This window comes from Kineococcus aurantiacus (genome assembly GCF_013409345.1).
GTDB lineage: Bacteria > Actinomycetota > Actinomycetes > Actinomycetales > Kineococcaceae > Kineococcus > Kineococcus aurantiacus.
Genome location: NZ_JACCBB010000001.1, coordinates 4,746,934 through 4,771,840 on the forward strand (window position 1 = coordinate 4,746,934; position 24,907 = coordinate 4,771,840).

Annotated in this window: 27 protein-coding genes and 1 pseudogene; 19 read left to right on the top strand and 9 right to left on the bottom strand. The window is 69.8% G+C overall.

Annotated features, from left to right (window positions below; translation table 11 throughout):
* Positions 1-167: 167 nt before the first annotated feature.
* Positions 168-1,013, top strand: a complete 846-nt coding sequence (locus BJ968_RS22570) for an ABC transporter substrate-binding protein (RefSeq protein ID WP_218885252.1) — start codon at positions 168-170, stop codon at positions 1,011-1,013.
* Between the two features lie 254 nt (positions 1,014-1,267).
* On the opposite strand, the pseudogene BJ968_RS27070 reads toward BJ968_RS22570, so the two are convergent.
* Positions 1,268-2,739, bottom strand: a pseudogene (locus BJ968_RS27070) (purine-cytosine permease family protein).
* 281 nt (positions 2,740-3,020) lie between these two features.
* On the opposite strand from BJ968_RS27070, the gene BJ968_RS22580 reads away from it, so the two are divergent.
* From BJ968_RS22580 to BJ968_RS22615, 8 genes are all read left to right on the top strand, one after another.
* Positions 3,021-3,491, top strand: a complete 471-nt coding sequence (locus BJ968_RS22580) for a nuclear transport factor 2 family protein (protein WP_179755683.1) — start codon at positions 3,021-3,023, stop codon at positions 3,489-3,491.
* The gene (locus BJ968_RS22585; RefSeq protein WP_179755685.1) at positions 3,491-4,093 is read left to right on the top strand and encodes a helix-turn-helix domain-containing protein; all 603 of its coding nucleotides are present in this window, start codon (positions 3,491-3,493) and stop codon (positions 4,091-4,093) included. Before BJ968_RS22580 ends, BJ968_RS22585 begins: the two co-directional genes overlap by 1 nt.
* 41 nt (positions 4,094-4,134) lie before the next feature.
* On the top strand, positions 4,135-4,737 hold the full coding sequence (locus BJ968_RS22590; RefSeq protein WP_179755687.1) for a hypothetical protein: 603 nt from the start codon (positions 4,135-4,137) through the stop codon (positions 4,735-4,737).
* 661 nt (positions 4,738-5,398) lie between these two features.
* Positions 5,399-6,907 (top strand): glycosyltransferase family 39 protein, encoded by a 1,509-nt coding sequence (locus BJ968_RS22595; protein WP_179755689.1) that lies wholly within the window; start codon positions 5,399-5,401, stop codon positions 6,905-6,907.
* 138 nt (positions 6,908-7,045) lie between these two features.
* The gene (locus BJ968_RS22600; protein ID WP_179755691.1) at positions 7,046-7,720 is read left to right on the top strand and encodes a hypothetical protein; all 675 of its coding nucleotides are present in this window, start codon (positions 7,046-7,048) and stop codon (positions 7,718-7,720) included.
* Between the two features lie 209 nt (positions 7,721-7,929).
* Positions 7,930-8,298 (top strand): hypothetical protein, encoded by a 369-nt coding sequence (locus BJ968_RS22605; RefSeq protein ID WP_179757212.1) that lies wholly within the window; start codon positions 7,930-7,932, stop codon positions 8,296-8,298.
* 150 nt (positions 8,299-8,448) lie between these two features.
* On the top strand, positions 8,449-8,850 hold the full coding sequence (locus BJ968_RS22610) for a hypothetical protein (protein WP_179755693.1): 402 nt from the start codon (positions 8,449-8,451) through the stop codon (positions 8,848-8,850).
* Between the two features lie 313 nt (positions 8,851-9,163).
* Positions 9,164-9,697 (top strand): hypothetical protein, encoded by a 534-nt coding sequence (locus BJ968_RS22615; protein ID WP_179755695.1) that lies wholly within the window; start codon positions 9,164-9,166, stop codon positions 9,695-9,697.
* Between the two features lie 169 nt (positions 9,698-9,866).
* Here BJ968_RS22615 and BJ968_RS22620 read toward each other — a convergent pair whose 3' ends face one another.
* Positions 9,867-10,574: an SMI1/KNR4 family protein gene (locus BJ968_RS22620; RefSeq protein WP_179755697.1), complete on the bottom strand. Its 708-nt coding sequence runs from the start codon at positions 10,572-10,574 to the stop codon at positions 9,867-9,869.
* A 191-nt stretch (positions 10,575-10,765) separates the two neighbouring features.
* On the opposite strand from BJ968_RS22620, the gene BJ968_RS22625 reads away from it, so the two are divergent.
* Positions 10,766-11,284 (top strand): hypothetical protein, encoded by a 519-nt coding sequence (locus BJ968_RS22625; protein WP_179755699.1) that lies wholly within the window; start codon positions 10,766-10,768, stop codon positions 11,282-11,284.
* A 166-nt stretch (positions 11,285-11,450) separates the two neighbouring features.
* On the opposite strand, the gene BJ968_RS22630 is transcribed toward BJ968_RS22625, so the two are convergent.
* Positions 11,451-12,023 (bottom strand): DUF6924 domain-containing protein, encoded by a 573-nt coding sequence (locus tag BJ968_RS22630; protein ID WP_179755700.1) that lies wholly within the window; start codon positions 12,021-12,023, stop codon positions 11,451-11,453.
* A gap of 287 nt (positions 12,024-12,310) precedes the next feature.
* The gene (locus BJ968_RS22635; RefSeq protein ID WP_179755702.1) at positions 12,311-12,811 is read right to left on the bottom strand and encodes a hypothetical protein; all 501 of its coding nucleotides are present in this window, start codon (positions 12,809-12,811) and stop codon (positions 12,311-12,313) included.
* Positions 12,812-13,034: 223 nt separating this feature from the next.
* On the opposite strand from BJ968_RS22635, the gene BJ968_RS22640 reads away from it, so the two are divergent.
* From BJ968_RS22640 to BJ968_RS22650, 3 genes are all read left to right on the top strand, one after another.
* Complete coding sequence (locus BJ968_RS22640) at positions 13,035-13,628, top strand: hypothetical protein (protein ID WP_179755705.1); 594 nt, start codon at positions 13,035-13,037, stop codon at positions 13,626-13,628.
* A 117-nt stretch (positions 13,629-13,745) separates the two neighbouring features.
* Entirely contained in the window at positions 13,746-14,165 is a 420-nt protein-coding gene (locus BJ968_RS22645) for a PH domain-containing protein (protein WP_179755708.1), read from the top strand.
* 558 nt (positions 14,166-14,723) lie between these two features.
* Positions 14,724-15,197 (top strand): hypothetical protein, encoded by a 474-nt coding sequence (locus tag BJ968_RS22650; RefSeq protein WP_179755711.1) that lies wholly within the window; start codon positions 14,724-14,726, stop codon positions 15,195-15,197.
* Positions 15,198-15,285: 88 nt separating this feature from the next.
* Here the strand turns inward: BJ968_RS22650 and BJ968_RS22655 are convergent, their stop codons facing one another.
* The gene (locus BJ968_RS22655; RefSeq protein ID WP_179755713.1) at positions 15,286-15,684 is read right to left on the bottom strand and encodes a hypothetical protein; all 399 of its coding nucleotides are present in this window, start codon (positions 15,682-15,684) and stop codon (positions 15,286-15,288) included.
* A 281-nt stretch (positions 15,685-15,965) separates the two neighbouring features.
* On the opposite strand from BJ968_RS22655, the gene BJ968_RS22660 reads away from it, so the two are divergent.
* Entirely contained in the window at positions 15,966-16,151 is a 186-nt protein-coding gene (locus tag BJ968_RS22660) for a hypothetical protein (protein ID WP_179755716.1), read from the top strand.
* A 126-nt stretch (positions 16,152-16,277) separates the two neighbouring features.
* Here the strand turns inward: BJ968_RS22660 and BJ968_RS22665 are convergent, their stop codons facing one another.
* Entirely contained in the window at positions 16,278-16,871 is a 594-nt protein-coding gene (locus BJ968_RS22665) for a hypothetical protein (protein WP_179755719.1), read from the bottom strand.
* A 139-nt stretch (positions 16,872-17,010) separates the two neighbouring features.
* On the opposite strand from BJ968_RS22665, the gene BJ968_RS22670 reads away from it, so the two are divergent.
* Together BJ968_RS22670 and BJ968_RS22675 are read left to right on the top strand one after the other, a co-directional pair.
* Entirely contained in the window at positions 17,011-17,478 is a 468-nt protein-coding gene (locus tag BJ968_RS22670; RefSeq protein WP_179755722.1) for a hypothetical protein, read from the top strand.
* Between the two features lie 270 nt (positions 17,479-17,748).
* On the top strand, positions 17,749-19,086 hold the full coding sequence (locus BJ968_RS22675) for an IS110 family RNA-guided transposase (RefSeq protein ID WP_179755725.1): 1,338 nt from the start codon (positions 17,749-17,751) through the stop codon (positions 19,084-19,086).
* A 380-nt stretch (positions 19,087-19,466) separates the two neighbouring features.
* Here BJ968_RS22675 and BJ968_RS22680 read toward each other — a convergent pair whose 3' ends face one another.
* The 3 genes from BJ968_RS22680 to BJ968_RS22690 form a co-directional block, all read right to left on the bottom strand.
* Positions 19,467-20,114: a hypothetical protein gene (locus BJ968_RS22680; RefSeq protein ID WP_179755728.1), complete on the bottom strand. Its 648-nt coding sequence runs from the start codon at positions 20,112-20,114 to the stop codon at positions 19,467-19,469.
* 97 nt (positions 20,115-20,211) lie between these two features.
* Positions 20,212-21,171 carry a hypothetical protein gene (locus BJ968_RS22685; protein WP_179755731.1) on the bottom strand — a complete coding sequence of 320 codons (960 nt, stop codon included), beginning with the start codon at positions 21,169-21,171 and terminating at the stop codon, positions 20,212-20,214.
* Positions 21,172-21,253: 82 nt separating this feature from the next.
* Entirely contained in the window at positions 21,254-21,739 is a 486-nt protein-coding gene (locus tag BJ968_RS22690; RefSeq protein WP_281373416.1) for an RNA polymerase sigma factor, read from the bottom strand.
* Positions 21,740-22,337: 598 nt separating this feature from the next.
* Between BJ968_RS22690 and BJ968_RS22695 the strand changes: the two genes are divergently transcribed.
* The 3 genes from BJ968_RS22695 to BJ968_RS22705 all read left to right on the top strand — a co-directional run bounded on the left by BJ968_RS22695 (position 22,338) and on the right by BJ968_RS22705 (position 24,841).
* Positions 22,338-22,646: a hypothetical protein gene (locus BJ968_RS22695; RefSeq protein ID WP_179755734.1), complete on the top strand. Its 309-nt coding sequence runs from the start codon at positions 22,338-22,340 to the stop codon at positions 22,644-22,646.
* Positions 22,647-23,304: 658 nt separating this feature from the next.
* Positions 23,305-23,778 (top strand): sigma-70 family RNA polymerase sigma factor, encoded by a 474-nt coding sequence (locus tag BJ968_RS22700; protein WP_179755736.1) that lies wholly within the window; start codon positions 23,305-23,307, stop codon positions 23,776-23,778.
* Entirely contained in the window at positions 23,771-24,841 is a 1,071-nt protein-coding gene (locus tag BJ968_RS22705) for a hypothetical protein (protein ID WP_179755739.1), read from the top strand. The genes BJ968_RS22700 and BJ968_RS22705 overlap by 8 nt, the downstream gene beginning before the upstream one ends.
* The last annotated feature ends 66 nt before the right edge of the window (positions 24,842-24,907 follow it).

Genomic DNA, 24,907 nt, shown 5'->3' on the forward strand with positions numbered 1-24,907 from the left:
GTGCCGGTGGCCTGACCCTCGCGTCGTGCAGCCCGGCTGAGGACCCAGCTCCAGCTGCGGCCCCCTCCGTCGCCGGGTCGTCGGCGGCCGCTCCGGCCGGTGCCGGCACGGTTCGGGTCACCCCTCGGGAGCTGCCGGCCGGGTGGGGCAGTGGCGAGGTCGACGGCGTGTTCCCGCGCACGGTGACGCACGCGCGGGGTCGCACGACCATCGATCGTGCACCCGCGCGCGTCACGGTGATCTCCACGGGGCAGATGGACGCTGCCCTCACGGTGGGGCTCGTCCCCGTCGGCTCGACCGCAGGTGACGGGGCCGGCACGGTGCCCGCTTACCTGGAGGAGGCCTTCCCCGCGTCAGCGGCGGCGTTGGAGGCGGTCGTCGAACTGGGTGGCCGGACCGAGCCCAACCTCGAAGCCCTCGCCGCTCTGGCGCCGGACCTCATCCTCGTGAACGCCGCCGGCCAGGACACCGGGCAGTTGCACACCACGTTGTCGGCGATCGCTCCGACGGTGGTGACGCGGGGAACGGGTCTGTACTGGAAGCAGGACTTCCAGTTGCTGGCTGATGCTCTCGGCAGGCGCGAGCAGGCGCAGGACTGGCTGGCCGGGCACCACGAACGCGCTGCAGCACTGGGCAGCAGGTTCACCGACGCTCCGACCGTCTCGTTCCTGCGCAAGAACGGCGACCGGGTCCGTGTCTTCGGGGTCGCTTCCTTCAGCGGCTCGGTGGCCGAGGACGCCGGGCTGCCGCGGCCGCAGGTCCAGAGCTTCACCGACGACACCTCCCGGGACATCAGCCTCGAAGAGCTGCCTCTGGCGGACGGGGACTACCTGTTCTACTCCGCCCAAGGAGGGGACGAGGCTGAGTTCACCTCTCTGCCCCTCTGGCCGACGATCCCCGTCGTCGGGGCTGGTCGTGCCGTCGAGGTCGACGACGACACCTTCTACCTGAACGCCGGCCCCACTGCGGCGCGGCGGGTGCTCGATCAGCTGGAAACGACCCTCGCGACGTGACGGCCGGTCGTGGTCGCCTGCCCTCCCGTCGGTGAGGACGGGCCGGCGCCGAGGAGTTCTCGGCGGGGACGCTGCTCGGTGAGCCTGGCTCCCTCGCCCGTCGACCGGCGGAGCGCTACCGGGTGGACGCCGTCGTCAGCGCTGGGGACCGGGCGCTGGGAACGTCGACGGGGGAGGGCTGCGCCGCGGGCGGGTGACGGCCCAGCGGTGCGGCGCCCGTCGACCAGGCCGGGTCCCGGGTCCGTGCGCCGGGTTCACCGAGCGCTGTCGTCCTGGGCCAGCAGGTCCTCGCTGCGGGTGATGGCCGAGCGTTCGGTGGCCACGTCCAGGCGCCGGTTGAGCAGCAGGGACAGCGCACCGGGAACGGCGAGGCCGACCACGACGGCCAGGTCGACTCCACCCAGGGCGTGGGCGACGGGGCCGGTGTAGAAGCCCGCGACGGAGATGAAGGGGATCTCCATGAGGATGCCGATGGCGTAGGCGACGAGCCCGCGGGTGCCCCAGCGTCCGTACAACCCGTCGGGGGTGAACAGGTCGGCGATGGCGTAGTGGCCGCGGCGGACGAAGAAGTAGTCGACGAGGTTCACCGCCGTCCACGGGGCCAGCAGGTACAGCATCACCAGCAGCGCGGTGTTCAGCGCTTCGCTGGCGTCGCTGAGTCCGACGCCGACGGCGGTCCACACCACGGCCAGGACCAGGATGCCGGTCACGCGCACGGTGCGGGTGCGCGGGACCGGGCGCACCGCGTCGATGGCGGTGACGAGGGAGAGCATGCCGCTGTAGGCGTTCAGACCCATGGTGGCCACCAGGGCCAGCACGGACAGGATCGCCAGGATGCTGCCCAGGGGGGTGAAGACGGTGTTGCCGGCGTCGTGGATGCCCACCAGCGCGTCGGTCACGCCGAGCGAGGTGGCGAACCAGGCGCCGAGGGGGATCAGCCAGGCGGGGGAGGCCGAGGCGCCCCAGAACACCGAGACGATGATCTTGGCGGGGGAGGTGTCTTCGGGCAGGTAGCGGGAGTAGTCCGACACGTACGGGGCGTAGGTGATGTTGTAGCTGGCGGCAGCGGTGAACATGATGATGAACCCGGTGCCGTTGAACCGCCGGCGGCGGCGGCCTGCGACCCGCCGGCCGCCCCGGTGATCACGCCGACGGTGAGCACGACCCAGAACGGCAGCGAGATCCAGAAGAGCACCTTGAAGGTGGTGTGCAACCAGTCGTGGCCGTAGATGGCCAGCACCGTGGCGACGACGCTGATGACGATGCCGACGACCACCGGGTTCCACCCGAAGATGCCCTGCAGCCCGGCGCCGATGATGACGGTGTCGACGACGTTGAACGCCACGAAGGTGATCAGGGAACCGATCAGGGGCACCAGCACGCCGCTGTAGCCGAACTGGGCGCGCGACTGGATCATCTGCGGCAGGCCGAGCCGGGCGCCCTGGGTGGCGTGGAAGGCCATGAAGAAGGTGCCGAAGAGGATGCCGGCGATCCCGGCGACGGCGGTCCAGCCCAGCGAGAGCCCGACGGCGGGTCCGATCAGGCCGATCGCGACGGTGAACGGCTGGAAGTTGCCCAGGAACCAGAACGGACCCTGCAGCCAGACCTTGCCGTGGCGCTCGGCGGTGGGGACCCAGTCCAGTGAGCGGACCTCGATCGCCGAGGAGCGCTCACCGGGGACGGTTGGGGAGCCGGAGGAGTGGGAGGGCGGAGTCGGGGAAGTCATGAGCGCTCCTGGGGGGGCAGGGGGCTGGCGCACGCGGCACACGAGCGTGCGCGGAGCGTCGTCGATCAGGACCGACTCGCAGGCCCGAGCCGGGGCACCACGGTCCCGCTCGGTCACCTGCCAGTCAACCCTTGTTTCCTGAAACGCGCCCCGTGTAGCGAGAACGTAACGTGAGGGCCGTGGGTAGCATCTCGTCGAGCACGTCCGCGCAACCGGTGTTTCCCGCGAGGCAACGCTGCTACGGTGCGCAGACCGGTCGACCTTCGAGCAAGGAGTGCGCTGTGGCAGGAGACGAGGTCCCCTCCACCGCCTCACGTCGGGACGAGGACGTCCGAGAACTCGCGCACCGCCTCGTGGCCGCCTTCGGTGCCGGTGACCTGGAGACGTACTTCGCCTGCTTCGCCGATGACGCCACCTTCGCCTTCCCCACCCACCCCGAGGTGCTGACCTCGCTGCAGGCCCACCGCCGGCAGCGGTGGGAGCACGAGGACGCCTTCACCGTGCTGGGGTGCGCCACCAGCGAAGCGCACTGGCAGGTGTGGAGCGACGCAGCGGTCCTGGTGCACCGCGTGGCGACGACGGTGCGTGCGGCGGGGAGCGAGTCCGCGCTCGACGAGCGCGGGACCATCGTCTTCCACCGGCGTGCCCAGGGGTGGCGGGCGGTGCACGAGCACCTGTTCGTGCACCCCGGCGCGATCCGTCCGACCGGCACCGCCGTCGCGGCCCCCACCCCCGGCGCCCCGGTCTCCTGATGCAGCCGGTCAGGGCCGCCTCCGCCGGTGGACCGGCACCCATCGGCGCACGACTGCGCGCGGTGCGCGCCGCCCGGCGGATGACGGTGCAGGAAGTGGCCACCGCCGCAGCGGTCACCAAGGGTTTCCTCTCGCGCTTGGAACGTGACCAGGCCAACGCCTCGGTCGCCGTCCTGGTCCGCATCTGCGAGGTGCTGGAGCTGCCGGTGGGGGCACTGTTCGAGCCGGCACCAGCGGGGCAGGTCCTGCGCCGCGTCGACTACCCGCTCATCGGTTTCGGCGGTCACGGCCTGCGCGAGCACCTGCTCACCCCCCGCGGTGAGCAGCGCATGGCGGCGATCCTCAGCGAGATCGAGCCCGGCGGCGGCGGAGGTGCCGAACCGTACGCGCTGCCCGCGGACGTCGAATTCTGCTTCGTGCTCTCCGGCAGTCTCGAGCTCCTCTTCGCCAGCGCCGGCGAACCGGTGACCCTGGAGGAGGGCGACACCTTCACCTTCGACCCCGGCGCGTTGCACACCTTCAACGCCGGTCGGCGCGGCGCGCGCGTGCTCTGGGTCATCAGCCCCGGACTGCTCGGCCCTCCACGTGGAGCGGAGGCCTGACACCCCTGGCCGGGCACCGGGTCCTCGCCCCGTGGAACCCGGTGGTCCACGCTTCCGCCGCCGATCCGATGCCCAGCAGTTGGCGCCAGGTGGTCATGATGGGTCACGTGCTCGAGGACAGGTGGCCTGCCGCGTTCCGGGTCCCGCGCCGTGCAGCGGCTGTCGCCGGGACGTGCGTCCTCGTGGTGGCCACGTCTGCCTGCTCCTCCCTCGATCCTGCGGCCTCGTGCACGAGCCTCACCCCACCGTTCGGGCTGGCCTTCGACCTGAGTGCGCTGGGCGACGTGGCTCAGAGCCCCACCGGTCCACGCACCGCCGACTACTGCCTCGACGACGTCTGCCGGAGCGTTCCGCTCCGCCTGTTCACCGGCCCCGTGGAACAGCGGACGAAGGACCCCAGCGCCCTGTTCATCACCGACCGGGCCATGAGCGTCGACCCGACAGCACAGCTGCGCCTGCGTGATGCCGCCGACTCGATCACGCAGACCGCCAGCACCGCGGTCAGGCCCCGTGAGGTCACCTCGGACGTCAACCCCGAGTGCGCCACCACGGGCCGGTGGGGGGTGGTCCGCTGGGAAGCTGATGGTGGCCTCACCGACGTCACCGCGACCTCGCCCCTGCCTGCGACGTTGCACGCTCGGTGAGGTAGGCCCGGTGGGCCGGACCTGTCGATCGTGGTCGGGACCTGGCTCCAGCGTGCTGACGTGCAGGACGATCTCGATCGCTCCCTCGGACGAGATCGTGCTGGCCGTGGCCGGTCCGGACACCCGCGGCGTGCTGCTGCGCTGAGCCCGAGGCGGGTCCTGCCGTCGTCCCTGACGTTCCCAGCGCCGCTCTCGTGCACGTCCTCATCGGGGTGCTGCGCCACCCCGGCTGCGCGAGCCGGCTCCTGCGTTCTGGGGCGTCTTCACGTAGGCCGCCCGAGGCGGGTCTCCAGGACGCGGCCCGATTCTCGACCGGCACGGCCCGGGCCACCGGGAGCTGCGTCAGCGGGACGACGATCGGACGAGGGCGCGTCCTCGGCCCCTCGACACCGGTCACCGCCACACTGTGTGCGAGCGCACGGCGGGTCCGTCGCTGTCGACGAGGTGGGTTGCGAGGGGCCGTCACCGGCTCGGCGGGGGGCATCGGGGTGGGAGTGAGGAAGCCGTGGGGTGCAGCGTCGGCGGGTGGGTCGCGAGGGCGCTGTCGTGGCCTCGGTGGTCTGCGCGGGGGCGACCTCGAGGGCTGGGGCGTCGCTTCCTGATGGGGGAGCGGTCGCGGACAGGATCCGGCGTTCGAGGGGGTGGGCGGGCCGGCACCGAGGTGCACCGTGCCGAGCACCACCTCCGTCCCCACCAGCTCCTCCACCGCGTCGCGGGCGGGTGGTGGTGGCTGCTGCCGGGCCTGCTGGCCGTGGCGATCACCGCGTGGCGCTACGGAGCAAAACCCTTGTGGCGCGACGAGATCTACACCCTCGCCACCGCGGTGCGGGGCTGGTCGGTGATGCTGCGCGGGCTGCGGGTGACCGATGCCGGCCTGGGGCCGTGGTACGCGCTCATGCACCCCTGGGTGCGGGTGTCGCAGGGCGAAGCGTGGCTGCGGCTGCCCGGGGCGGTCGCGACGGTGGTGGCGGTGGTGGTCGTCGCCGCGTGTGCGCGTCGGCTGCTGGATCCGGTGGCCGGGGTGGCAGCGGGTGTCGTCTGCGCCGTGCTGCCGGTGCTCGTCGAGCACAGCCAGGAGGCGCGTCCCTACCCCCTCGTCGTGGCGAGCGTGACCGTCACCGCGTACGCCCTCCTGCGCGACCGGGAAGGACCCCGTACCCGCTGGTGGATCCTGTGGACGGGGGCGGCCACCGCAGCGGCGGCGCTGCACGTCCTCAGCGGGGCGCCCGCTGTCGCCGCTCTGATCACCGTCGTGCTCCTGTGGCCGGCTCGCGCACCGCGGCGACGCATCCTGCTCGGTGCCGTGCTCCCCGCGTCAGCGGCCGTCGCGTTGGTCGCTGTCGGCTTCAGCCAGGCGCCGGACCGCATCGGCGACGACTTCCCCGTGCTGTCCAGGACGCTGGACCTGTGGCACTCCGCAGCGGGAGGCCGCGCGGCGCTGGTGGTGGTGGCCGTGCTGTGCGCGGTGGGGCTCACCGCGTGGTCGCGTCGAGCGGACCGGGGAGGTCGCCGGTTCGGCCCGGTGTTCGTGATCGCGTGGATCGCGGCGCCGGTGCTGGCGAACGCCGGCTCGGCGTGGGGCGGGCAGCTCTTCGAGCCCAGGTACTCGACAGCAGCCGCGCCGGGGCTGGCCGTGCTCTGCGGGGCAGGGGTCGCTGTGCTCGCTCGTGGACGCGGGGCACAGTCACTCGGCCTCCCGCGGTGGCGGTCCGTCGGCGCGGGGCTGGCGGTGACGTTGCTCGTGGCGACCCAGGTCCCCCACCTGGTGCAGGTCCGGCGGCAGGCCTACGTGATCGACGACATGCCCGCGGCGGCCCGGGACCTGGCGGCGAGCGTGCAACCAGGTGACGCGGTCGTCTACCTCGGCAACACCACGCGCCCGATGGCTCGCTACTACCTCCCACCCGGACTCGGCCTCGAGGACGTCCTCCTCCGCAGTGATCCCGCCGTCAGCGTCTCCATCGGCGGGGACGAGATCCCCGACGGTGAACGCCTCGCCGCCCTCGGAAGTTTCAACCGGGTGTGGCTGGTGGGCGTGCGCCTCAACGACCCGTGGGACGTCGTCTTCGCGTCCTCGACGACCGCAGCTCACACCCGTCGGACGATGATCTTCCACGAGGACTACGGTCAGCTGCGGGTCGAGCTGTGGGCAGGACCTGGGGCTCCCTGACTGGCCGGCGAGCCAGGTGTCGTGGGTGCTCGAGCACGCCTGCTCTGCGCTGCGTGACGCCAAGACCGCGACCGGCTCGCGCGATGACCGTGACGTCGTGCCCGTGACTTCTGGTGTTCCTGCTCCCACAGTGGGCGGGTGAGTGAGGACACCGCACCTGGCGCCGACCTGGGCATGATCACCGGGTTGCCCTTGGCTGCAGCACTCGAGGCGCTGCTGGCTTCGCTGGAGCCGGTCCGCGTCACGCGCCACCACCGCAGACCCAGCCGCCGGCCGTTGGGACAGCAGGGTCGGTGGCCGGGTCCTGACCCACTCAGCCAGCGCCTGGGACTTACCGTGCCGACGCTGTCGGCGCTGCGTGAGCGTGGCCAGCTGGAGGTCTTCGGCCCTCACCCCGACGAAGTGCGTCCGGTGCACGAGCTGGCCGCGGGTGAGTCTGCTGCGGTCTCGGTCGCTTACGTTCCGCACGAGTCGGTGCTCGACCTGCCGGTGGAGCAGGCGTTGGAGGCGGGGGCGACGTGTGTGGGGGTGCGCTACGGCCACGGGCATCCGTGGCCACCGCTGGTGGCGACGCCGCGGACACGACGTGACCCGGCCTCTGGAGACTTCACGGTCATCGACGTCCAAGGCCAGCTGGTGGGTGTGCAGCACCTGTGGTGGAGCAGGACTCGGATGACGTGGGCGGTACGGGGCGGCGCCGACGGAGGCGTTGACGGCGGGTACGACGTGGAGGTCCTCACCGGTTTGACGCCGCTGGCGGCGGTCCGTCTCCTGGTGAGCTGCAACCTCTTCAGCGCCCACGGCGCGGCGTGAGGCGGCGACCGTCAGGCCGGCGCGGTCGCGCACTGATGCGCCCTCGGGCGACGGCGTCATGGCGCTGCGAGACCGTCCGCAACTCGACACGACTGTGACGTCGCGGGCGCCAGCGACAGCGCGCACCGCGGGATGACCGTGCGCTCCGCGCGCACCGCGGGATGACCGGAAGGTCACGTGACGACGTGGCTTCTGCCACGCTGCCAACCATGGACAGCTCCGGGTGGGTCGCGGTGCGATGCATCTTCCGCAGCCGCCGCGAGGACGGGGAAGGCGAGGCCGTCTTCGAGGAGCGCCTGACGCTGTGGCAGGAGACCGACGTCGACCGCGCCATCGAAAGGGCTGAGACGGAGGCGGAGGCCTACGCGGCCGAGACGACGTGGCCGCCGGACTGGGTGACGGAGTACCTGGGCACTGCCCAGGCGTACGTGCTCTCCGACGAGCCGGCGGACGGCGCGGAGGTCTTCAGCCTGATGCGCAACAGTCACCTGGCACCGACTGCCTACCTCGATCACTTCTTCACGACCGGTCAGGAACGCACGGGGCACATCGACGAAGCGGGCGCCGAGGCTCCCTGACGAGCCTCTCTCACCGCGGGATGACCGCCAGGTGGTGCTGGCCTTTTTCCGCAGCCGGTTGGATCACGAGGGCGTCTCCTCGTGATCTCAGGTGGCTGACGGGCTCGCATCTGCCTGCGGCTGTGCACCGCTGCTGGTTACGGTCAGGTGATGACGACGAAGGCGCCGGCAGTGGGCATGGGCTTGATCGTTCTGGCCTTGCTGGTGGTCATCGGGTGGTCGATGTGGACCCCGCCTCCGCTGCGCTTCCTCACCCGTGCTGACCTGCCAACCTGCCCGCCGGTCAGTGCTAAGCAGTTGGCCGCCGCACCGCAGGCGGCAGGAGGTTGCCTCTTCGGTGAGCGGGCCCGGCGCGAGGGTGCAGAGCTGGTCGTGACGTCGATGACCGATGAGGGCGATGAGGTGCGCACTTACTACCGGGCGGTGCCGCGGACCGCGGGGTTGGAGGTGTGGAGCGACACGAGCGGTGACCGCTACGGCGGTGGGTGGGAGCACCAGGTGTGCCCTGAGGCTGTGTCGCTGGCTGCTCTAGGTACCTGCCGGACGGCGTGAGAGCGAAACCGCGGTGTGGCGGTGGGAGGTAGGCAGCAGCGCCGCTACATCGCCCGGACGGCGCCATGACCGTGAAGTCGTTCCCGACCCGTAGTGGTGTTACGAGACCCTTGGCGGAGGGGTCGCTAGTCGCAGCGTGCGATGGAGGGGTGGTCGTTGATCTGGAGGGCGCGTGTCTGAGCAGCCGGGGCCCGGCGCGGTGCCGGATGACGTCAGTGCTGTCCTGCGGGCGTTGACGCCGACTGATGCCCTGACCTGGGCGTTGCGGCCAGCGTCGCGTAGCCCAGGGCACCTGTCCCACGCGTGGGCGGTGGTGAGCGAGGAGGAGTTGGCCGCCGTGGCGGGCTTCTGCCCACCGCGGGTGCCGGCGGCGGCGATCGAAGGCTTGTGCGAGGTGTTGGCCGTGCCCGGGCGCCACGGCAAGCCTCACCTCCAGCGTGAGGACTCGGGCAGGTCCTTCACCTCGTCGTTCGCGGTCTTCTACCTCCCGGAGTCCTCAACGTGGCGCACCATGAGGAGGTCTTCGGTACTGAGCAGCAACACCATGGCCCTCTACGTCAGAGAAGCTGATGAGCAAGAGTGGCCGAGGGACATGGGGCGGCGGTGGCAGGAGTTCGACGCTGACGGTTCGGTGATTCCCCTGCAGGCTGCGTCGGACTTCGTGATCGTGACGGTCGCCGGTACTGCGGTGGGTGTCCAGGTCGATACCAGCGGAGCCATGGCCTTGGGGTGGTCGCTGCGCCGGGAGGTGCGGGGAGCTGACCGTCGCTGGGATGTGGAGCTGCATCTACGGCGTGAGCCTGAGGAGGCGCTGCGGCTGGTCCACGAGGCGGGGCTGCTGACCTGAGCCGAGAGCGGCTTGCTGGGCCCAGTCACCGGCAGGCGAGACGCCCAGATCACGCCATGACCGGACGCATGCGCAGCGCGCCTTGGCCGGATGCTGCAGCTGACCGCGAGATGACGGGGCTCGTCGGGTCATAGCTGATGAGCGGATGGTCGCCGGAAGCGCTGCGGGGTCAGGACCAGCCGACGCTGCGGTGGAAGGCCGGGTCGTCCAGGTAGTGCCGATAGCCGTCCTGACTGTGGATGACGCCGTGCTCGTCCTCCACAGCACGCCAGTCTTGCCATGCACCCGCATAGCGCAGGGAGATGACGCTTTGGACCGCTGCGGAGGAGGCGGTCGAGTCTTCCCAGAGGCCAGGATCGTCAGGCGTCGCCGCGGGACCTCCAGAGGTGGCGGTGAGAGCGTGCTTCTCGGCGAGGTCGGCGGTGGCGTGGAACATCGCGGCCAGCGAAGGAGCGATCAGGCGCCGACCGTCGACGCCGACGTCGATCAAGATCGCTGGTCGCTCGGCGGTCAGCTCCAAGGCGATGGAGTAGTGGCCTCCCTGTGTCAGCGGTAGCCATCCCCGGGGCCAGGGACCCATGAAGCCGTCGGAGCAGAAGTCCTGGTAGTTCCTAGTCATGTACTGCGCCGGGGTGAGCACGCCGGCGTTGAGGGTGGGCCACCACGCGATGGACGATGCATCGGACTGTCCGTCGTGCCAGCGCAGGTAGGCGACCAGGTCGGGGGGCAGCGGCCAGGGGGCGGTGGCCTCGTGTAGCGCCTGCAGGTCTTGCTCAGTGGCTGGGGGGCGCAGGGTGGACTTCAGCACGGGTGCGCCGGTGGTGAGTGCGGCATCGAGCCGCTGCAGCGCTGAGGTGATGTCGTGCGTGTCCTCCACTTGGCCACGGTAGGACACCGTTCAGCGGTCGAGCGGATACTCGGAGTCCGAGGTGGTCTTGATGAGTGGTGTGCTCGGTCATCGGCATGTCCGGATGTCGCCGGCTGCCCGTGCCTGCGCCCGGAAGGCGCATGACCGGTGGGTCTTCGCGTCTCCCAGGCTTCGTCAGGTGCTGCTGGCAGGCTGTAAGGGTGGCGGATCGACTGCACGCACCAGGCCCTCCGCATCTGCAAGGCGCACCGTTGCAGGCGCTGCTAGGCGCCCTCGACGACCACCAGCACCTGGAGCGCCCGGCCGACTACGACCACGCCAGGACCCGGGCCCGCTTCGAGCAGCTGATCGCCGACCTCGAAGCGGCCTTCGGTTGCCGCTGCGAGGTGGATGGACAGGTGCAGGACGCCAGCCACCACGGGCGCATCACCGTCCCGGCCGTGGCCACGGCTTCGGGGGTGCCGCTGGTCGTGGTGCTCAGCAACTTCGCCGGCCTGGTCGTGTGCGCGGTGGACAACCCTGGTGCTCACAGTGATGAGGAGACCGACCTATTGGTCGATGCCGCTGACGCGGTCCGGATCCGTGCGGTCTTGTCGCGGCTGGACCTGACCCTGGTGCCGGAGGACCCGTTGTGGCGGGCCTACGACGGCGACGGGCCGCTGGGGCCTCACCTGGGGGCAGGTCGCACCTGGTTTGAGCGCTACTTCGACTACCTCTAGAAGGTGGTCGGTGACCGGGTGCGTGAGGCGACGTCTTCGGGAAGCGCGGCTTGCGCCGTGACCTCGCCCGCAAGGCGCCATGACCGGACGCGCCCGCAGGGCGCCATGACCGGACGCGCCCGCAGGGCGCCATGAGCGGGCGGTCTCAGTTGGTGGTCGGTGCGCGTCAGCCCAGGCCGCGATAGACGCCGTCGGTTCCGGCGGCGTCCGCGAAGGACTCCCAGTCCATGTTCGCCAGCGAGAGGTTGTTCTCGATCGACCACATGGACGCGGGCACGGCGCGCAATTGGTGCGCCACCCCATCGCTGATGTAGATCACCAGAGCGGCTAGCTCCGGTGAGGACAGGGCGGCCGCGTCGGCGACGATGATCAACGCGTAGTCCGGCGCGGCAGCGGTGATGTCCTCGGCCGTGGCGTCCTGCCACCGGCGGTCCTCGACCGGGATGAAGCTGGGGAGGAAGCCCTCCTCGCTGGGTGTCTCCAGGGCTTCCAGCAGGGCGTTCCAGCGCTGAGGCTGGGAGAAGTCCGTGCGCACCAGCACGGTTCCTCGCTCGGTCGGTAGTGCGGCCAACTGTGAGCCTCCTTGATCGTCATCCGTGTCGTTCATCGGCGTCGGGTCGGGTGCTGCCTGGCCGGTCGGCTGGCTCGCAGACGGGCCGGAGGCGGCTGACGCCTCGACGAGGGTGACTCCTTGGTGGGAGGAGGTCGTGCCGGCGCAGCCGGGCAGCACGAGCGCCACTGCGATGAGCGCGGCCCTCGTCCGACGCGCCGACGGCACCTGTGACCTACCTCCCTGAGACGCTCACGCCGCGGCCTGGATGGTGCGACCGGACTTGCCTACCGCGTCCGGCTACGCGGACCCGTGTCCAGCGCGGAAGGTCACCCATTCGGTCCTGCACCAGCCGTCCGCTCGTCGGCAAGACCGCGCGGTCGACGAGCACCCGGACGGCGCCATGACCGCGAAGTCGCTCTTGTCACGAGGTGACCTCACGTCAGGACTCCGTTCCCGCAACCGAGCTTCGAGCTTCAGCTGTACGGAGACAAGCTCTCGGCCTCGATCTTGCCCTCGGTCAACCACAGCAAGACAGGCCGCGGCTCTTCTCCGTACTCGATGTAGCCCAGCAAGATCGGACGCAACGGGTGCCCCTGCAGGTAGGGCCCCAACCAGCGCAAAGCAGGAACGATGCCTTCAGGCCAGGTCTTGATGGCCCACCGGCAGGTCAGGGTCCACCTGTGCGCTTGCGTCCACACCAGCTGTGCGCTGGGCGAGCACGAGACGCTCATGGAGTGGCTGAACCAGCCGGCCCAGTCATGCAGCCACGGAGTGGGGTCCTCAGTGGGGTCAGAGAGCTCGTCACTGGGTTCCCAGTCCTCGTCAGGGTCGATTACGTGCGGAGCTGGCAGCGGCGGGGCCGGCTCCTGCCAGGACTCCCGCGGGACCGCCAGGGCTGAGAACGCGGCCAGGACGTGGTCGGGGGTGTCCGGACGGAACGAGAAACCGAGCACGACCTCGGAGAAGGAGCCCATCGGCTGAGGCTAGAACGGCACGTGTGTCGTGCACTGGGGGCAGGAGCTCGGGTTCATCCGTTCAGCCGCACAGTGATGAGTCGTCCGCTCCTAGCGCTCTTCGGCATGTGCGTGTGGTCGACGACGTTCTGGCCAGCGCCATGACCGTGCGGGTCAAGCCGTGCCCCGTTGCCGAGTGCGCCTCAGGATGCAGCCCTTGTCCGCGACTCTCGTCTGAGCCAGAGTGATCACCATGCGGATGGCCGGTGCGCCGAGTTGGCAGGTCCGGAGCGGCTTCGATGGCCCGCTGACGCTGGCCTTGTACGTGCGAGACGTCGCCGGCTTGGGCCGCTACGCCTCCGCCGAGCCGGACCTGCCGGTGCTGCAACCGCCGGTTCCGGCTCAGCCGGTGCAGGCGGACCTGGCCGAGGTGGTCCGGCAGTGGCAGCGATGGTGGCCGCGGATGCTAGCTGAACGTTCTGAGGACGCGGCCCCCTTCGGCCCGCCGTACTGGCCGGGCCTGGAGGACCTGCCGGTGTTGCGGGCCTTGGTCGAGGAGCACTTCGAGGCGTTCAGCGGCTGGAGTCGTCAGGTGCAGCTGGCTGAGCAGGCCCGTGCTCGGCGTGGCTCCTTGGGGCTGGTGCACTTCGTCAACGGCTACGAACGGCGGCTGGGTCGTCCGGTGCGGCCCTTCCGGTTGGACCTGCGTGAGGTGCCGGTCGAAGGCCGCGGGGGGTGGGTCCTCAGCGCTGGTGCTGTGGTGGTCAGCTCCGCGCTCCTCGATGACGAGGCGAGCTTGATGCAGTTCCTGCAGCCGGTCATCGACGACTTGGCCTAAGCGTCGCCCGCAGGGCGCCATGACCGCGAGGTGGGTACTCGCTCCTTGGGGTCTCGGCCGCCGCTGCTGTTGGAGGCTCGTGACCTTGCACTGTCACGATGGGTGACCGTGGCGAGGATGAAGGGCCCGTGGTCGTGGCTGCTGGCGGTGATCTGGCTGGGCTTTGCAGCCATGGGCGCGATGATCTTGAGTGAGGACCACACTCCTGGCGGGCTGATCATCGGCGCTGCGGTCTTGGCGACGGGGTTGTTCTGCGGGGCGCGGGCTGCGCTAAGCCACGTTCGGCTGACCGATGAGGGGCTGGTGTACGTCGGGTACGCAAGGACGCGACGTGTGCCGTGGACTCAGGTGAGTGAGGTGGTGGTCGCCGAGCTCGGATCGGCACTGCCGATCACGACGGTGGGGGTGTCGGTGCGGCTGTACGACGCCACCGAGGTTGAGTTGCCTGCACTGGCTGGCTTCGCGGTGGCTGGGCATAACCGCCGTGTGCAGCGTCTGGTAGATGCTGCGGAGCGACGCCGAGCTGGTAAGGGCTGATGTAGGCGCTGAGTCGAGGAAACAGGCGCGGATCGCGCCATGACCGTGTGCAGCGCGGCTCGCGCCAGGACCGTGACCTCGCCTCCAAGGTGCCATGACGGTGACATGCCGCGACGGAGCCTGCGCCAGTCCGAACGATCAGCGTCGAACCTTTCGCCCGACCTTGGACGCCACATAGGCCACCGTCCCCACGACAGCTGCCTGGACCAATGCTTCCCCCCAGCGGGGCCAAGACAGGGCGTCCAGTAGGTAGCTAAGACCGATGAAGGTCACGAAGCAGACCAGCAGCACTACTGGCAACCAGGCGAGGGAGCCTTGCCGACGAGGTCCATCAGATGGTTCTGACACCCGTTCACCATGACACCGCGCCAAGGTCTCGTGGTCACCTTCCACCATCTGAAGCGCTAATGATCTTGCGCTCTTCGGCATGACCGCTGGGTCGTCGAGCATGCGGACGGCGCCGTGACCGTGCCCAGCGCGGCTCGCGCCATGACCGCGACCTCGTCCTCGGGGGATTTGTCCCACCACGGACCGCACCGGTGCGGCAGCCTGGCCGGCATGAGCAGCTTCTCGGTCATGGCGTCAGTACAGATGCGCGGCGCCGGCCCTGACCTGCCTCTGCCACGAGTGGGGCTCATCGCCGCTCCAGACCGACCACTGCAGCACGACCAGGACGAGCGGGACGATCTGCAGGACTGGCCTTTCCCGGTCAGCGTGGACTTCGCCAGCCCCACCGGCGTGGGGCGCTACGCCGTAGTCCAGACAGTGTCGCAGCGCGTGACCTCGGCCGGGGCGGCGTTGGTGCTCGACAGCGCCTCAGGAGGTGAGCCGTGGCAGCCGCGACCGAAAGCCTTGGGCTGGGACCCGGAGGACTGGGGGATGCGCTGGCCCTTCGACGGGTGGTGGGTGTGGGCGGACTTCACCAGCGACTTCGCGGGGCCGGCAATCTTCACCGTTACCGCACCGGTGCGGTGGGGACCTGATCACAGGCGGGCAGAGGTGGTGCTGACGCTGACGGTGACAGGGCACTGAGCCTGGCGCTGAGGTGCTCGTCTGCCCGGCCACGGAGTGGCCGACCGCCCGGACGGCGCCATGACCGTGCGCCGCGTGGCGGTGGGGCTCAGATGAGCCAGACGTCCTGCTCAGGCTGGGCGTTGCAGTCCGTCAAGGCCTGAGCAAGCTCGTCGGAGCTGGCGCTGAGCGATGAGGCCGGCACCGCGCCCCCGCCGAGTTCGGTCTGCTCGCCGAGGGTGAGGGTGTGCCCGCCGGGCATGGTGAGGGTGGACGTGGTGGTGTCCCAGGTGGTGCCCGCCGGCCAGATCACCAGCAGGTCCTCCAGCCCGATGCAGGGACCGACGCGAGCCAAGCGGCCGGTGATGACCGCGGTCATGCTCCCGTTGCCGTCGTCGGAGGCGACGATGATCTCGCCTTCTCGGGCGGCGGTGAGCTCGAGGCTGGCGTCGTCACGGGCACAGCTGCTCAAGCCGGCAATCAAGCCGGCGGTGATGATCGTGATCACGATCGCGCCAGTGCGCCGCTTCGGCGGTCTCTTCACGGCCCTGGGACGTTCGGTGGCTCGTGCTGGTTGCGTACGACGGACGCCGCGACGGCACCATCTCTGCGGGATGACCGTGCGGTCTCGCGCACCGCGGGATGACCGTGATGTCGCCCATGCCCGGGGCCGACGTGAGACGGTGCCAGGGTGATGGTGAGCTGCTCCAGCCCTCTCGCATCGTGGGCTGTCTCATGTGGATGAGGGAGCGACCCGGAGGTCCACTTCGACCCCGAGTGCGCTGGATCATGACCTTCGTCTACGCCGTAGTGGGCGTGGGTGGCGGCCTCGTCTTCATCGTTCGAGGTGCCCGGGATGGAGATGACTTCTTCTACTGGCTCGCCGCTGCCAACGCAGTCTTCTGGCTTGGCCTGTTGGTCGCGATTCTCGTCGTCGACAACCGTCGACGGCGTGCGGTGGGTGGGACGTCATAGAAGCCTCTTGGTGATCTTCCACTGACTGAGTGACCGCCTGCACTTCGGTATGACCCCGACCGCGCGCTGCGCGGGATGACCGTGCGCCGCTCGCACCGCGGGATGACCGGAAGGTCTTGCCTCTCTTCAGCGCCGTCCGCGGTACCGCGAGCTGGACCGGCGAGAAGCCGACGTAGCCGGGGCGGTCTTAGGTGCCATCAGTGAGGTGAAAGGCGTTCCGTGCTCAGCGCACGCCCGCTGCACAGCTTGGATCGCCTCAGCCTGTTCGTCTTCGTCGAGCAGCAGCAGGTCTGTGACGTAGGAGACTCCGTCGCTGCCCTTCCAGGAGGCACTGGGCTGGTGGAACAAGGTGAGGTAGGTGTGCGCCGTCGCAGGAGCGCGGCCACCCAGGCTCCACTGCGGGTGCTTGGCCCAGCGGCCCATCTCCACTTTCTGCAGCTGCGTCCAGGCGATCTGCCCGCGCAGCCGGCGCCGGTTGCGCCACAGCAGGTGGGTGCCGTCGTCGTGGGCGCTGTTGTGGGCCAGGACGTGGCGCCACCACAGCCAGCGCAGAGTGCTTACCGCCAGGGGTGCTGCGGCGATCTGTACGAAGAAGAGGTCCCGGGTCAGCAGGGTCACCACCGTCAGGGGGATGGTGAGCACCATGGCGGGAGTGAAGGCACGCCAGGCGTGGCGGGCGGAGCTGGTGAGCAGCATCCGCTCGGTGGCGGTGGAAGGCACCCTTCACGCTACGGCAGATGGGGCCGTGTCCTGGAGTGATCCAGGCTGCTGCACCCAGAGAGCGGGATGACCGTGCGGTAGCTATGCAGACCTCTCAACCACCGCAGCAGTCCTCGCGGCAATCGATCACGATGGTCACGTGAGACCTGAAACCGCCGCTGTGCTCGGCCCTGTCCTGCGCGACTGGGACAGCTACAGGATCAGCTACCGGGTGCAGGAGGACTGGGCTCCATCCCCCTACGACCCCGACTCGGCCGCGGCGATCGTGATGGTCTGGACCTCGGACGGATCGGGTACCGGCGTCTTCGTCGGCGCACCCGGCGAGCCGGTGACCGCGCTGGCAGTGCTCGCCGCCGCGAACGCCCTGCACGACGCCGTCATCGACGACCGGCTGTTGGGCATGACGACCTGGCCGCCATGCCCGCTGCACCCGGCCAGCCACCCCCTCACCCCACGTCTGCACGATCCCGACCAGACGCACGAGCAAGACCTGGACGAAGCCCTCTACCCGGACGTCGACGTGGTCTGGACTTGCCTGCGCACCGGTGAGGTGGTCTGCCGAGTAGGGGAGCTGGAGAGCGCGTCGTTCGAGTCCATGTCCGGGTGAGACGAACGCTCGGCCATCGGCTACTTGTTGACTTCCCCCACGGCAACGGCCCGGCCAGGCTGTGCCGAGGTGCCCGGCGCGACGCTCTCATATCGGCTGCCCACCAGCTGCACCGGTGTGGCTCTCTCATGGCGTGCGAAGCGTCGGGCACCGCCCGGCGGGGTGAGGCTCAAGAGGGGTCTGGTCATGCTCGAAGTAGCGCTGCCCACCACCGTCAGCACCACCGAGGACGACTGACTGGCTGTCCTCGAGCGCGACGGGGAGGTCAGCATGAAGCAGGCGAAGCCAGCAGCGCAGCCAACAGGGACCGCTCCGGCGGTGGTGATCGGGATGGACCCGCACAAACGTTCCGCCACCATCGAGGTCCTGAACCGCAGCGAGGACGTCCTGGGCGAAGGGCGCTTTGCCAGCGACACCGCCGGCTACCGAGCGATGCTGGCCGCCGGACGGACGTTTCCCTCGCGCCTGTGGGCGGTCGAAGGCGCGAACGGCATCGGTAAGCACTTGGCGCAGCGCCTCATCGCCGACGGTGAGGACGTCGTCGACGTCCCGGCGAAGCTGTCGGCGCGGGCGCGGGTGTTCTCCACCGGTCAGGGCCGCAAGACCGATGCGACCGACGCGCACTCCATCGCCGTCGTCGCCTTGCGGACCACCACCTTGCGGGCGGTGACCGTCGATGGGGAGCACGTCGCCTTGCGGCTACTGGCTGACCGGCGGGACGAGTTGGGGGTCCGACGGACGGAGACGGTGAACCGGATCCACAAGCTGCTGTTGGAGTTGATGCCGGGCGGGGCGAAGAAGTTCCTGTCTGCAGCGCAGGCGAAAGCACTGGTAGCGCCCGTCCGCCCGCGTGACGTCGCGGGCAAGACCCGTCGGCGGATCGTGGTTGCGCTCATCGATGAGCTGGCCGCCACGGACAAGCTGATCAAGGCCGCGAACAAGGAACTGACCGAACTGGTCACCGCCTCGGGGTCACGGTTGATGGACCTGCAGGGCATCGGTCCTTCGACCGCGGCGCGGCTGCTGGGCGATGTCGGGGACATTGCCCGCTTCCCGTCCAAGGGGCACTTCGCGTCCTGGAACGGGACTGCTCCGATCGATGCCTCCAGCGGCGACAGTGATCACCAGCGCCTGTCGCGGGCCGGCAACCGGCGGCTGAACCGGGTGCTGCACACGATGGCCATCGTTCAGCTGCGACACGACACCGAGGGCCGGCGATACTTCGACGGCAAGAAGGCGGCGGGCAAGTCGTCGATGGAGGCGCTGCGGGCGTTGAAGCGGCGTCTGTCCGATGTGGTCTATCGCCAGATGGTCGCCGACCAGGACGTTCGTCGCTTCGGGCTGGAACCACCGGACGGACCGTCGCCGGAGCCTGCGGCGACGGCTCTGGCGCAGGAGGCGGAGCTCGTTGTCGACCTTGTCGAGGCCCTGGACGAGAAGGCATCACCGGAGGCCCTGGTGACGGGTCCGGGAGGACAGGTGGGGGCGGCTACTGGCTCCAGCGCGGTCGACTGCAACCCCGGTGTCGACGCTTCGGAGAAGTCACTTCCCGGACCCGCACGACCATCCTCGACCCGTGCTCGCCGACCCCGCAAGACCCGCCCTTGACATAGAGGGGAGCCATGACCGTGACGTCCGTGACCGTGAAGTCGCACCATGATCATCGGATCGAGCTGTAGCTGGCCTGTCCCGAAGACACTCCCGGTTTTCGGGACACTGGGGCCAGGGTGGGCTTCGATCACGGCCATGGTCTGCACCGGCGCATGTGCAGCTCGGACGGCGTGATGACCGCGACGCCGCCCGCAGGGCGCCGTGACCGCGGGGCGGTTCCAGCGCAGCGACGTTGTGACAGGGATGAAGCAGTTGGAGCAGGCCGCGATCTAGATGAAGTGTGGGGTTGGTGGTCGTAGAGGCACTGGCCTGACGTCATGACTTGATCTGTCCGTGCAAGCCCAGTCCCGATGCCTGACGTGCCGCCGCGCTGAGGGTCAGGTCGAACACGCCCACGGACCGGAGGTGTCCACGTCGGGGATCTGCAGGGCGGCGCTGTTCCCCTTCCACGTCAGCTCATACTGTCCTTCCTCCACGAGCCGGGTGCTGCTGACGTAGTAGCCCACCTCCCGCGCACGGTGTTGCCCACCCGGCACGACGTACACCCTCACCCCGATTCCACCGGAGCCAGCCGCCTCATCCACCACCAGCCGGCAGCCGGTGGCGCTGCGTTCGGGCAGCACGGTGAAGTGGTCTGAAGAGTCCAGCCACGCGATCAAGGCGGTCAGCGGGCACGCGATCAGCAGGACGAAGGCGGTCACCAGGCCAGTCCCCACCTTGCGGACCCAGTGCCGTCGTGGCCGGGGCACTGCGCGGTCGGCCAGCACGATCCGGCACCCGGCTCCGGCGATGAGGGACACCACGCCGATACCCAGGAGGGCGCCGACCACGTGCAGGGCGCGGGGAACCCAAGACCCGATGACCCAGACGTCTTCCCAGCCGGTCGGCGTGAAGGCGACGACGGTCGAGGCGAGGAGGCTGACGATACCGACCCGCCAGAGCCAGTCGGCCAGCCCATGAGAGGCGCGGGTGGAGCTCACCGGATCAGCGTCGCCGGTGGTGGGCAGTGGGGTGTCTTGCTGCACCGGACCCCCTCAGGTGAGCACGGGCCCTGCACACGCACCGTCTGCTCCACCGGGGTGAGAACGGTCCTTCGAGGCTTGCCGGCGCCACTGACCCCGCTCACCTGCCACGGACGGCGGCGAGGTCACTGGCCCGCAGGTCCTGAACTGCGGCGCTGAGCAGGGCGATGAGCTCATCGGAGCGAGCGGCCGCAGCCTCGCGGGTAGCGGCAGGCAGGGACGCGCTGACGATGAGGTCCCCCACTCGAGCCGAGCCGGTGAGGTAGGACGGCGGTCCGCCGAGGTCGGCGGTCACCGCCCAGGACTGATCCGCCCCGGGGACGGTGACCTCGACCGGTGCCAACTGCCCGGTCATCGCGCAGGTCAGGTGTCTGCCGGTGGCGGCCTGGAACGTCGCCGCCCCAGTGCCGGCCGGCCACCCGGTGACGGTGAGGGTGATGACGTGTTGAGACACCGCTTGATCAGCCCACTGGAACTCCCGCCCGGCGATGCTGTAGTCGTGCACGTCGGCGGCCTCGGCGGCCTCGGCGGCCTCGGCGGCCTCGGCGGCCTCGGCGGCCTCGGCGGCCTCGGCGGCCTCGGCGGCCTCGGCGGCCTCGGCGGAATCCCCGGAGCACCCCACCGGCCCGGCCAGGGGACTTTGAGCGCGGCGCTGATCGGCTGACCCGACGAGGTCCGGCAACGTCTGGGTACCGGTCAGGGCCGTGCGGGCTTGGGTCATATCCGGGATGGCGTAGGTCACGACGGCGATGCTCAACTCTCCGAGCTGGGGGGTCGATGCGGGCGACGCAGCGCGTGGACCGGTGATCGGGCTCGGAGGTGAGTCCCGACCGGGGGACTGGGCAATCGGAACGGTTGAGACCGTAGGCATGGAGGTAGGCCAGACCTGCACACCGATCGGCACCGCTGCCGCCACGACGAGGGCAGCGGCGGCGACCTGCACCCGCCGCACCCGGCGGCGCTGTTGCAGCCGGGCGCGGGTACCGGCGGTCAGGCGCTGCTCATCCACCGGCCGGCTGCGGACGTCGTGGTCGAAAGCGGCCAGCAGCAGCGCGGTCACCGGGTCGTCAGGGTCGCTGGTGCCGCCAGATCCTGCCCCGCGGGGGAGGCCTTGACCAGGCAGGTCGGGGTGGTCGGGGGGCTTAGGCACGAGTGATTCCCTCCTCGGTGAGCAGTCGGCGCAGCGTGGCCAGGCCGCGGTGGGCGTTGCTGCGCGCGGTGGCCGTGGAGCAGTCCACGAGGTCGGCGATCTCGGTATCGGGCAGCCCCTCGTACAGGCGCAAGACGACGGCGATGCGCTGCTTGTCCGGAAGCTGGCGCAGCAGGGCCAGGCAGCGTTGCCGCTCCGCATGCGTGCCGGCGACATCACCCAGACCGGCTCCGATGTGCAAGGGATGGGACCGCTCGGTGAGCTGGGCCAAGTCGGTGGGGTCGGCGGCGTGTTCGCGTCGCCAAGGTCGGCGGCGGGAGGTGGTGACGGCGTTGACCAGCATGCGGTTGAGGTAGGCCGAAGGGTCCTCGAGGGCTTCGATGCGGGCCCATCTGGTTACGCAGGTGGCCAAAACGTCCTGGACGACGTCTTCGGCTTGGTGTTCATCGCGCAGCAGGGTCCAGGCCAATCGGACCAGCTGCGGCCCCTTTCAGGCCACCAAGGACTCCAGGTCCCACACACCGCGAGGCGCAGTACCGGCTCGCTGCCGATTGAAGGCGTCGGTGCTGATTGAGCCGCCGTCGCTTCGGGCCTGTCCAGCTGGGTCCTGCTCACCCCTGGGAGAGGAGGCGCCAGCGCTGGGGTGCTCGGCGCTGGCGGCGGGAGGTGTCACAGCAGTACAACGCGATCAGCACCCTCGGTTGTTGCACGTCACGACCAGCAACATGTCCTGGACCTCTCACCTCGACTCACCACCCGCAGATCGACACGACTGCGAGGTCGTCGAGCGCGCGGACGGCGCCATGACCGTGCGCAGCGCGGCTCGCGCCATGACCGTGCGCAACGACTCGCGGCTAGGGGACTGAGGAACCCCTTTGGTCACGCTCGCGTCGAAGCTCAGTCAAGCGCTGCAGGCTGACGATGGGGTGGGCATGAGCACTAGGTGGACGTCGCGCCGTGTGATCGTTGTGGCCGCAGCCGGTGCCTTGATCGCTGGTGCGGGGTTGACCGCTGCTCAGCCCAGTCCTGCAGATGCGACGTCAAGTGGGGCTACGCCACGGGCAGGGTGCTTGGTGATGGCCATCTACGAAGGGGCACACAGCGCCCCCAGCAAGCAGGTCTTGCTGCAGTCGATGGTCGATGGAGCTCGACACGACTTGGACTACCTGGCTACGCGTTCAGCTAGCGCCGAGACTCCCGGGGACACTGCTCGAGCGCAGGCCCACCTCGATGCTGCTCAGGCGCTGTTGGCGACTGAGACGATGACCGAGGCGCGCGATGGGCACGGCACGGTCATCGCCGCTGCTGAGTACACGGCCGGCGTGGAGGGTGGCTACGCTATGGAGCGCTTCAGCTACTGGGACCCGACCGCTACCTGCGCATAGCCCTGCCTGCCGGCTGCGGCCACCATGAGGCCCGGGCCACCACCACGACAGTGACGTCGCGCTCAATGCGCCATGACCGCGAGGTCGCCGGCAGGGCGCCATGACCGTGCGCAGCGCGGCCCGCGCCATGACCGTGACGTCGTTCATGCTGACCTTCCCGGAGCGTTCGATCGGCGTGCCTGAGGTCGTCGCGAGGCCGGTGGCCTCCGGGAACTAGGGGGTCTAGGTGATGTTGCGGGTCCAGCTGTAGATGTTGGTGTCGGTGAAGTCATCGCTGGAGGCGTGCAACAGCTGGCCGGGGTCATCGCGTTGTACGGGAGTGACACCCTGTTCAGACGATGTCGGGCGCGATGGCCTCGCCTCCGCGCCTGTCCTCGGGTGGTGGGACCGACTCGCTGGCTCCGGTGGCGGTCCGGAGGCAGGTCCGGGTGTGGGTGAGGAAGTGGGAGGGGACTTCGTCACCGACGCTTCTAGCTTCGAGCCGGTGAGCCGGAGTGGTTTCGGCAGGAGGAAAGGGGTGGGCGCCGCCGTGCCCAGCAGCGGGCCATCCCGAGGCGAATGGGGAATGTCTCAGCAGCGGGAAGATCGCGACCAGAGTATGGGTCGTGAGCACGGCGGTGACCGCGGGCTCACAGGGGGAGGGGACCTGGAGTCCTTAGTGGCTTGGAAGGGCCCGCAGCTGATGCGCCTGGCTCAGATGCTGCTGCGCGATGAGCACCAGGCCCAAGACGTGGTGCAGGACGTGCTGGCCGCGTGCGTGGCCAAGTGGAGCCGCATCCAGGCCCTGGAGGATCCTTCGGCGTACCTGAACCGGATGCTGGTCAACGCCGTCAGCACCTCCCGGCGCCGGCCGTGGCGCCGCGAGCACACCGCCGACCCCGCCGACCTGCCCGAGCAGACGCTGGGGGACCCTGCCGGTCCGCACGCCGAGCGGGCGCGGATGTTGGCGTTGCTGCAGCGGCTGCCGGACAAGCAGCGCATGGCGGTGGTCTTGCGCATCTATGAAGACCTGCCCGATGCCGAGATCGCCGACCTCATGAACTGTTCCATGGTCACGGTGCGCAGCAACGTGCACCGGGGCCTGGCCACCTTGCGCCGACTGCTCGCCGAGGAGGACCCCCACCGTGCCTGATGACCACCAGCCCCACGATGACTTCTCGCACCAGCCCTACGACGAGTCTTCCGACCAGCCCCCTATGCAGTCCCACGATGAGCTCGACCACTACGACATGCCAGGTGAGGAGCGGGGCGACGTGCCGTCTGATCCGTTGCTCGATGTCCGGTTCGAGCCGGTCCTCGCGCTGTTGCACGACGCTTTCGACCACGAAGTGCGCACCCGGCAGTTCAACGAGCAGCAGCTGATCGCAGGGACCCGCGCCCGGCTGCGCCGGCGGGTCCGTACCCGCCGGTTGCAGGTGGCCGCCGCCGTCCTGGTCGCGGCCGCCGCGGTTCCGGTGACCTTGCAGGCCTGGCCCACCGCCACAGTGTCCACGACCCCGGCCGGTCAGGGCTTCTCGCCGACCCCTTCTCGCCCGACACCAAGCCACTCCTCCCTGCCAGCTTCCAGCGCATCTCCCGGCCCTGGGGCACTTACGACGCCAGCCTCACCGGACCCAAGCTCCTCTTCGGCGGGGGCTTCGGCGGCGACTGTTCACCTGCCGGACCTGGCCCAGACGCGGGCTGCGGTGCCGGCGGGTCTGACACCGCTGCCCAGCCAAGGCCCCTACGCCGAGGAGTTGACCCCCTTGACCGGGCTGGGCGTGGGCTGCGATACGCACTCGAGTCTGCCGCGGACCGTGGCCGCGCAGAAGTTCGAGTGGATTGACGAACGGCAGGCCACCGCCGACCAGGAGCAGGAGGTCATCACCGTCCTGGTCACAATGTGGCCCACCGGCCAAGGGGCAGCCGCCTTCGACGGCGTGGCCGGCGGGTCCGGGGCGTGCCACTTCGCCTACGCCATCGACCCCGTGACCGTGACGGTCCCCGGCGCCGAGCAGGCCTGGGCAGCCAGGACCGACTCGGCCGCTGGGTTCCCCGGAGTACCGTTTCACCAGGTCACCGGGATCGCACGGGTGGGTGACGTGCTCGTCGGCGTCTCTCACCAGGGACCCACCTCAGCCTCCACCAGCGACCTGACCGCTGTGCTCACGGCCGCGGTGGCCGACGTCCGCGCCAGCGGGCGAGGCAGCGGGTAAGGCAGCGGGTAAGGCAGCGGGCTGGGCAGCGGCGACACCCGACGCATCGACTGCCTATTCATCGCT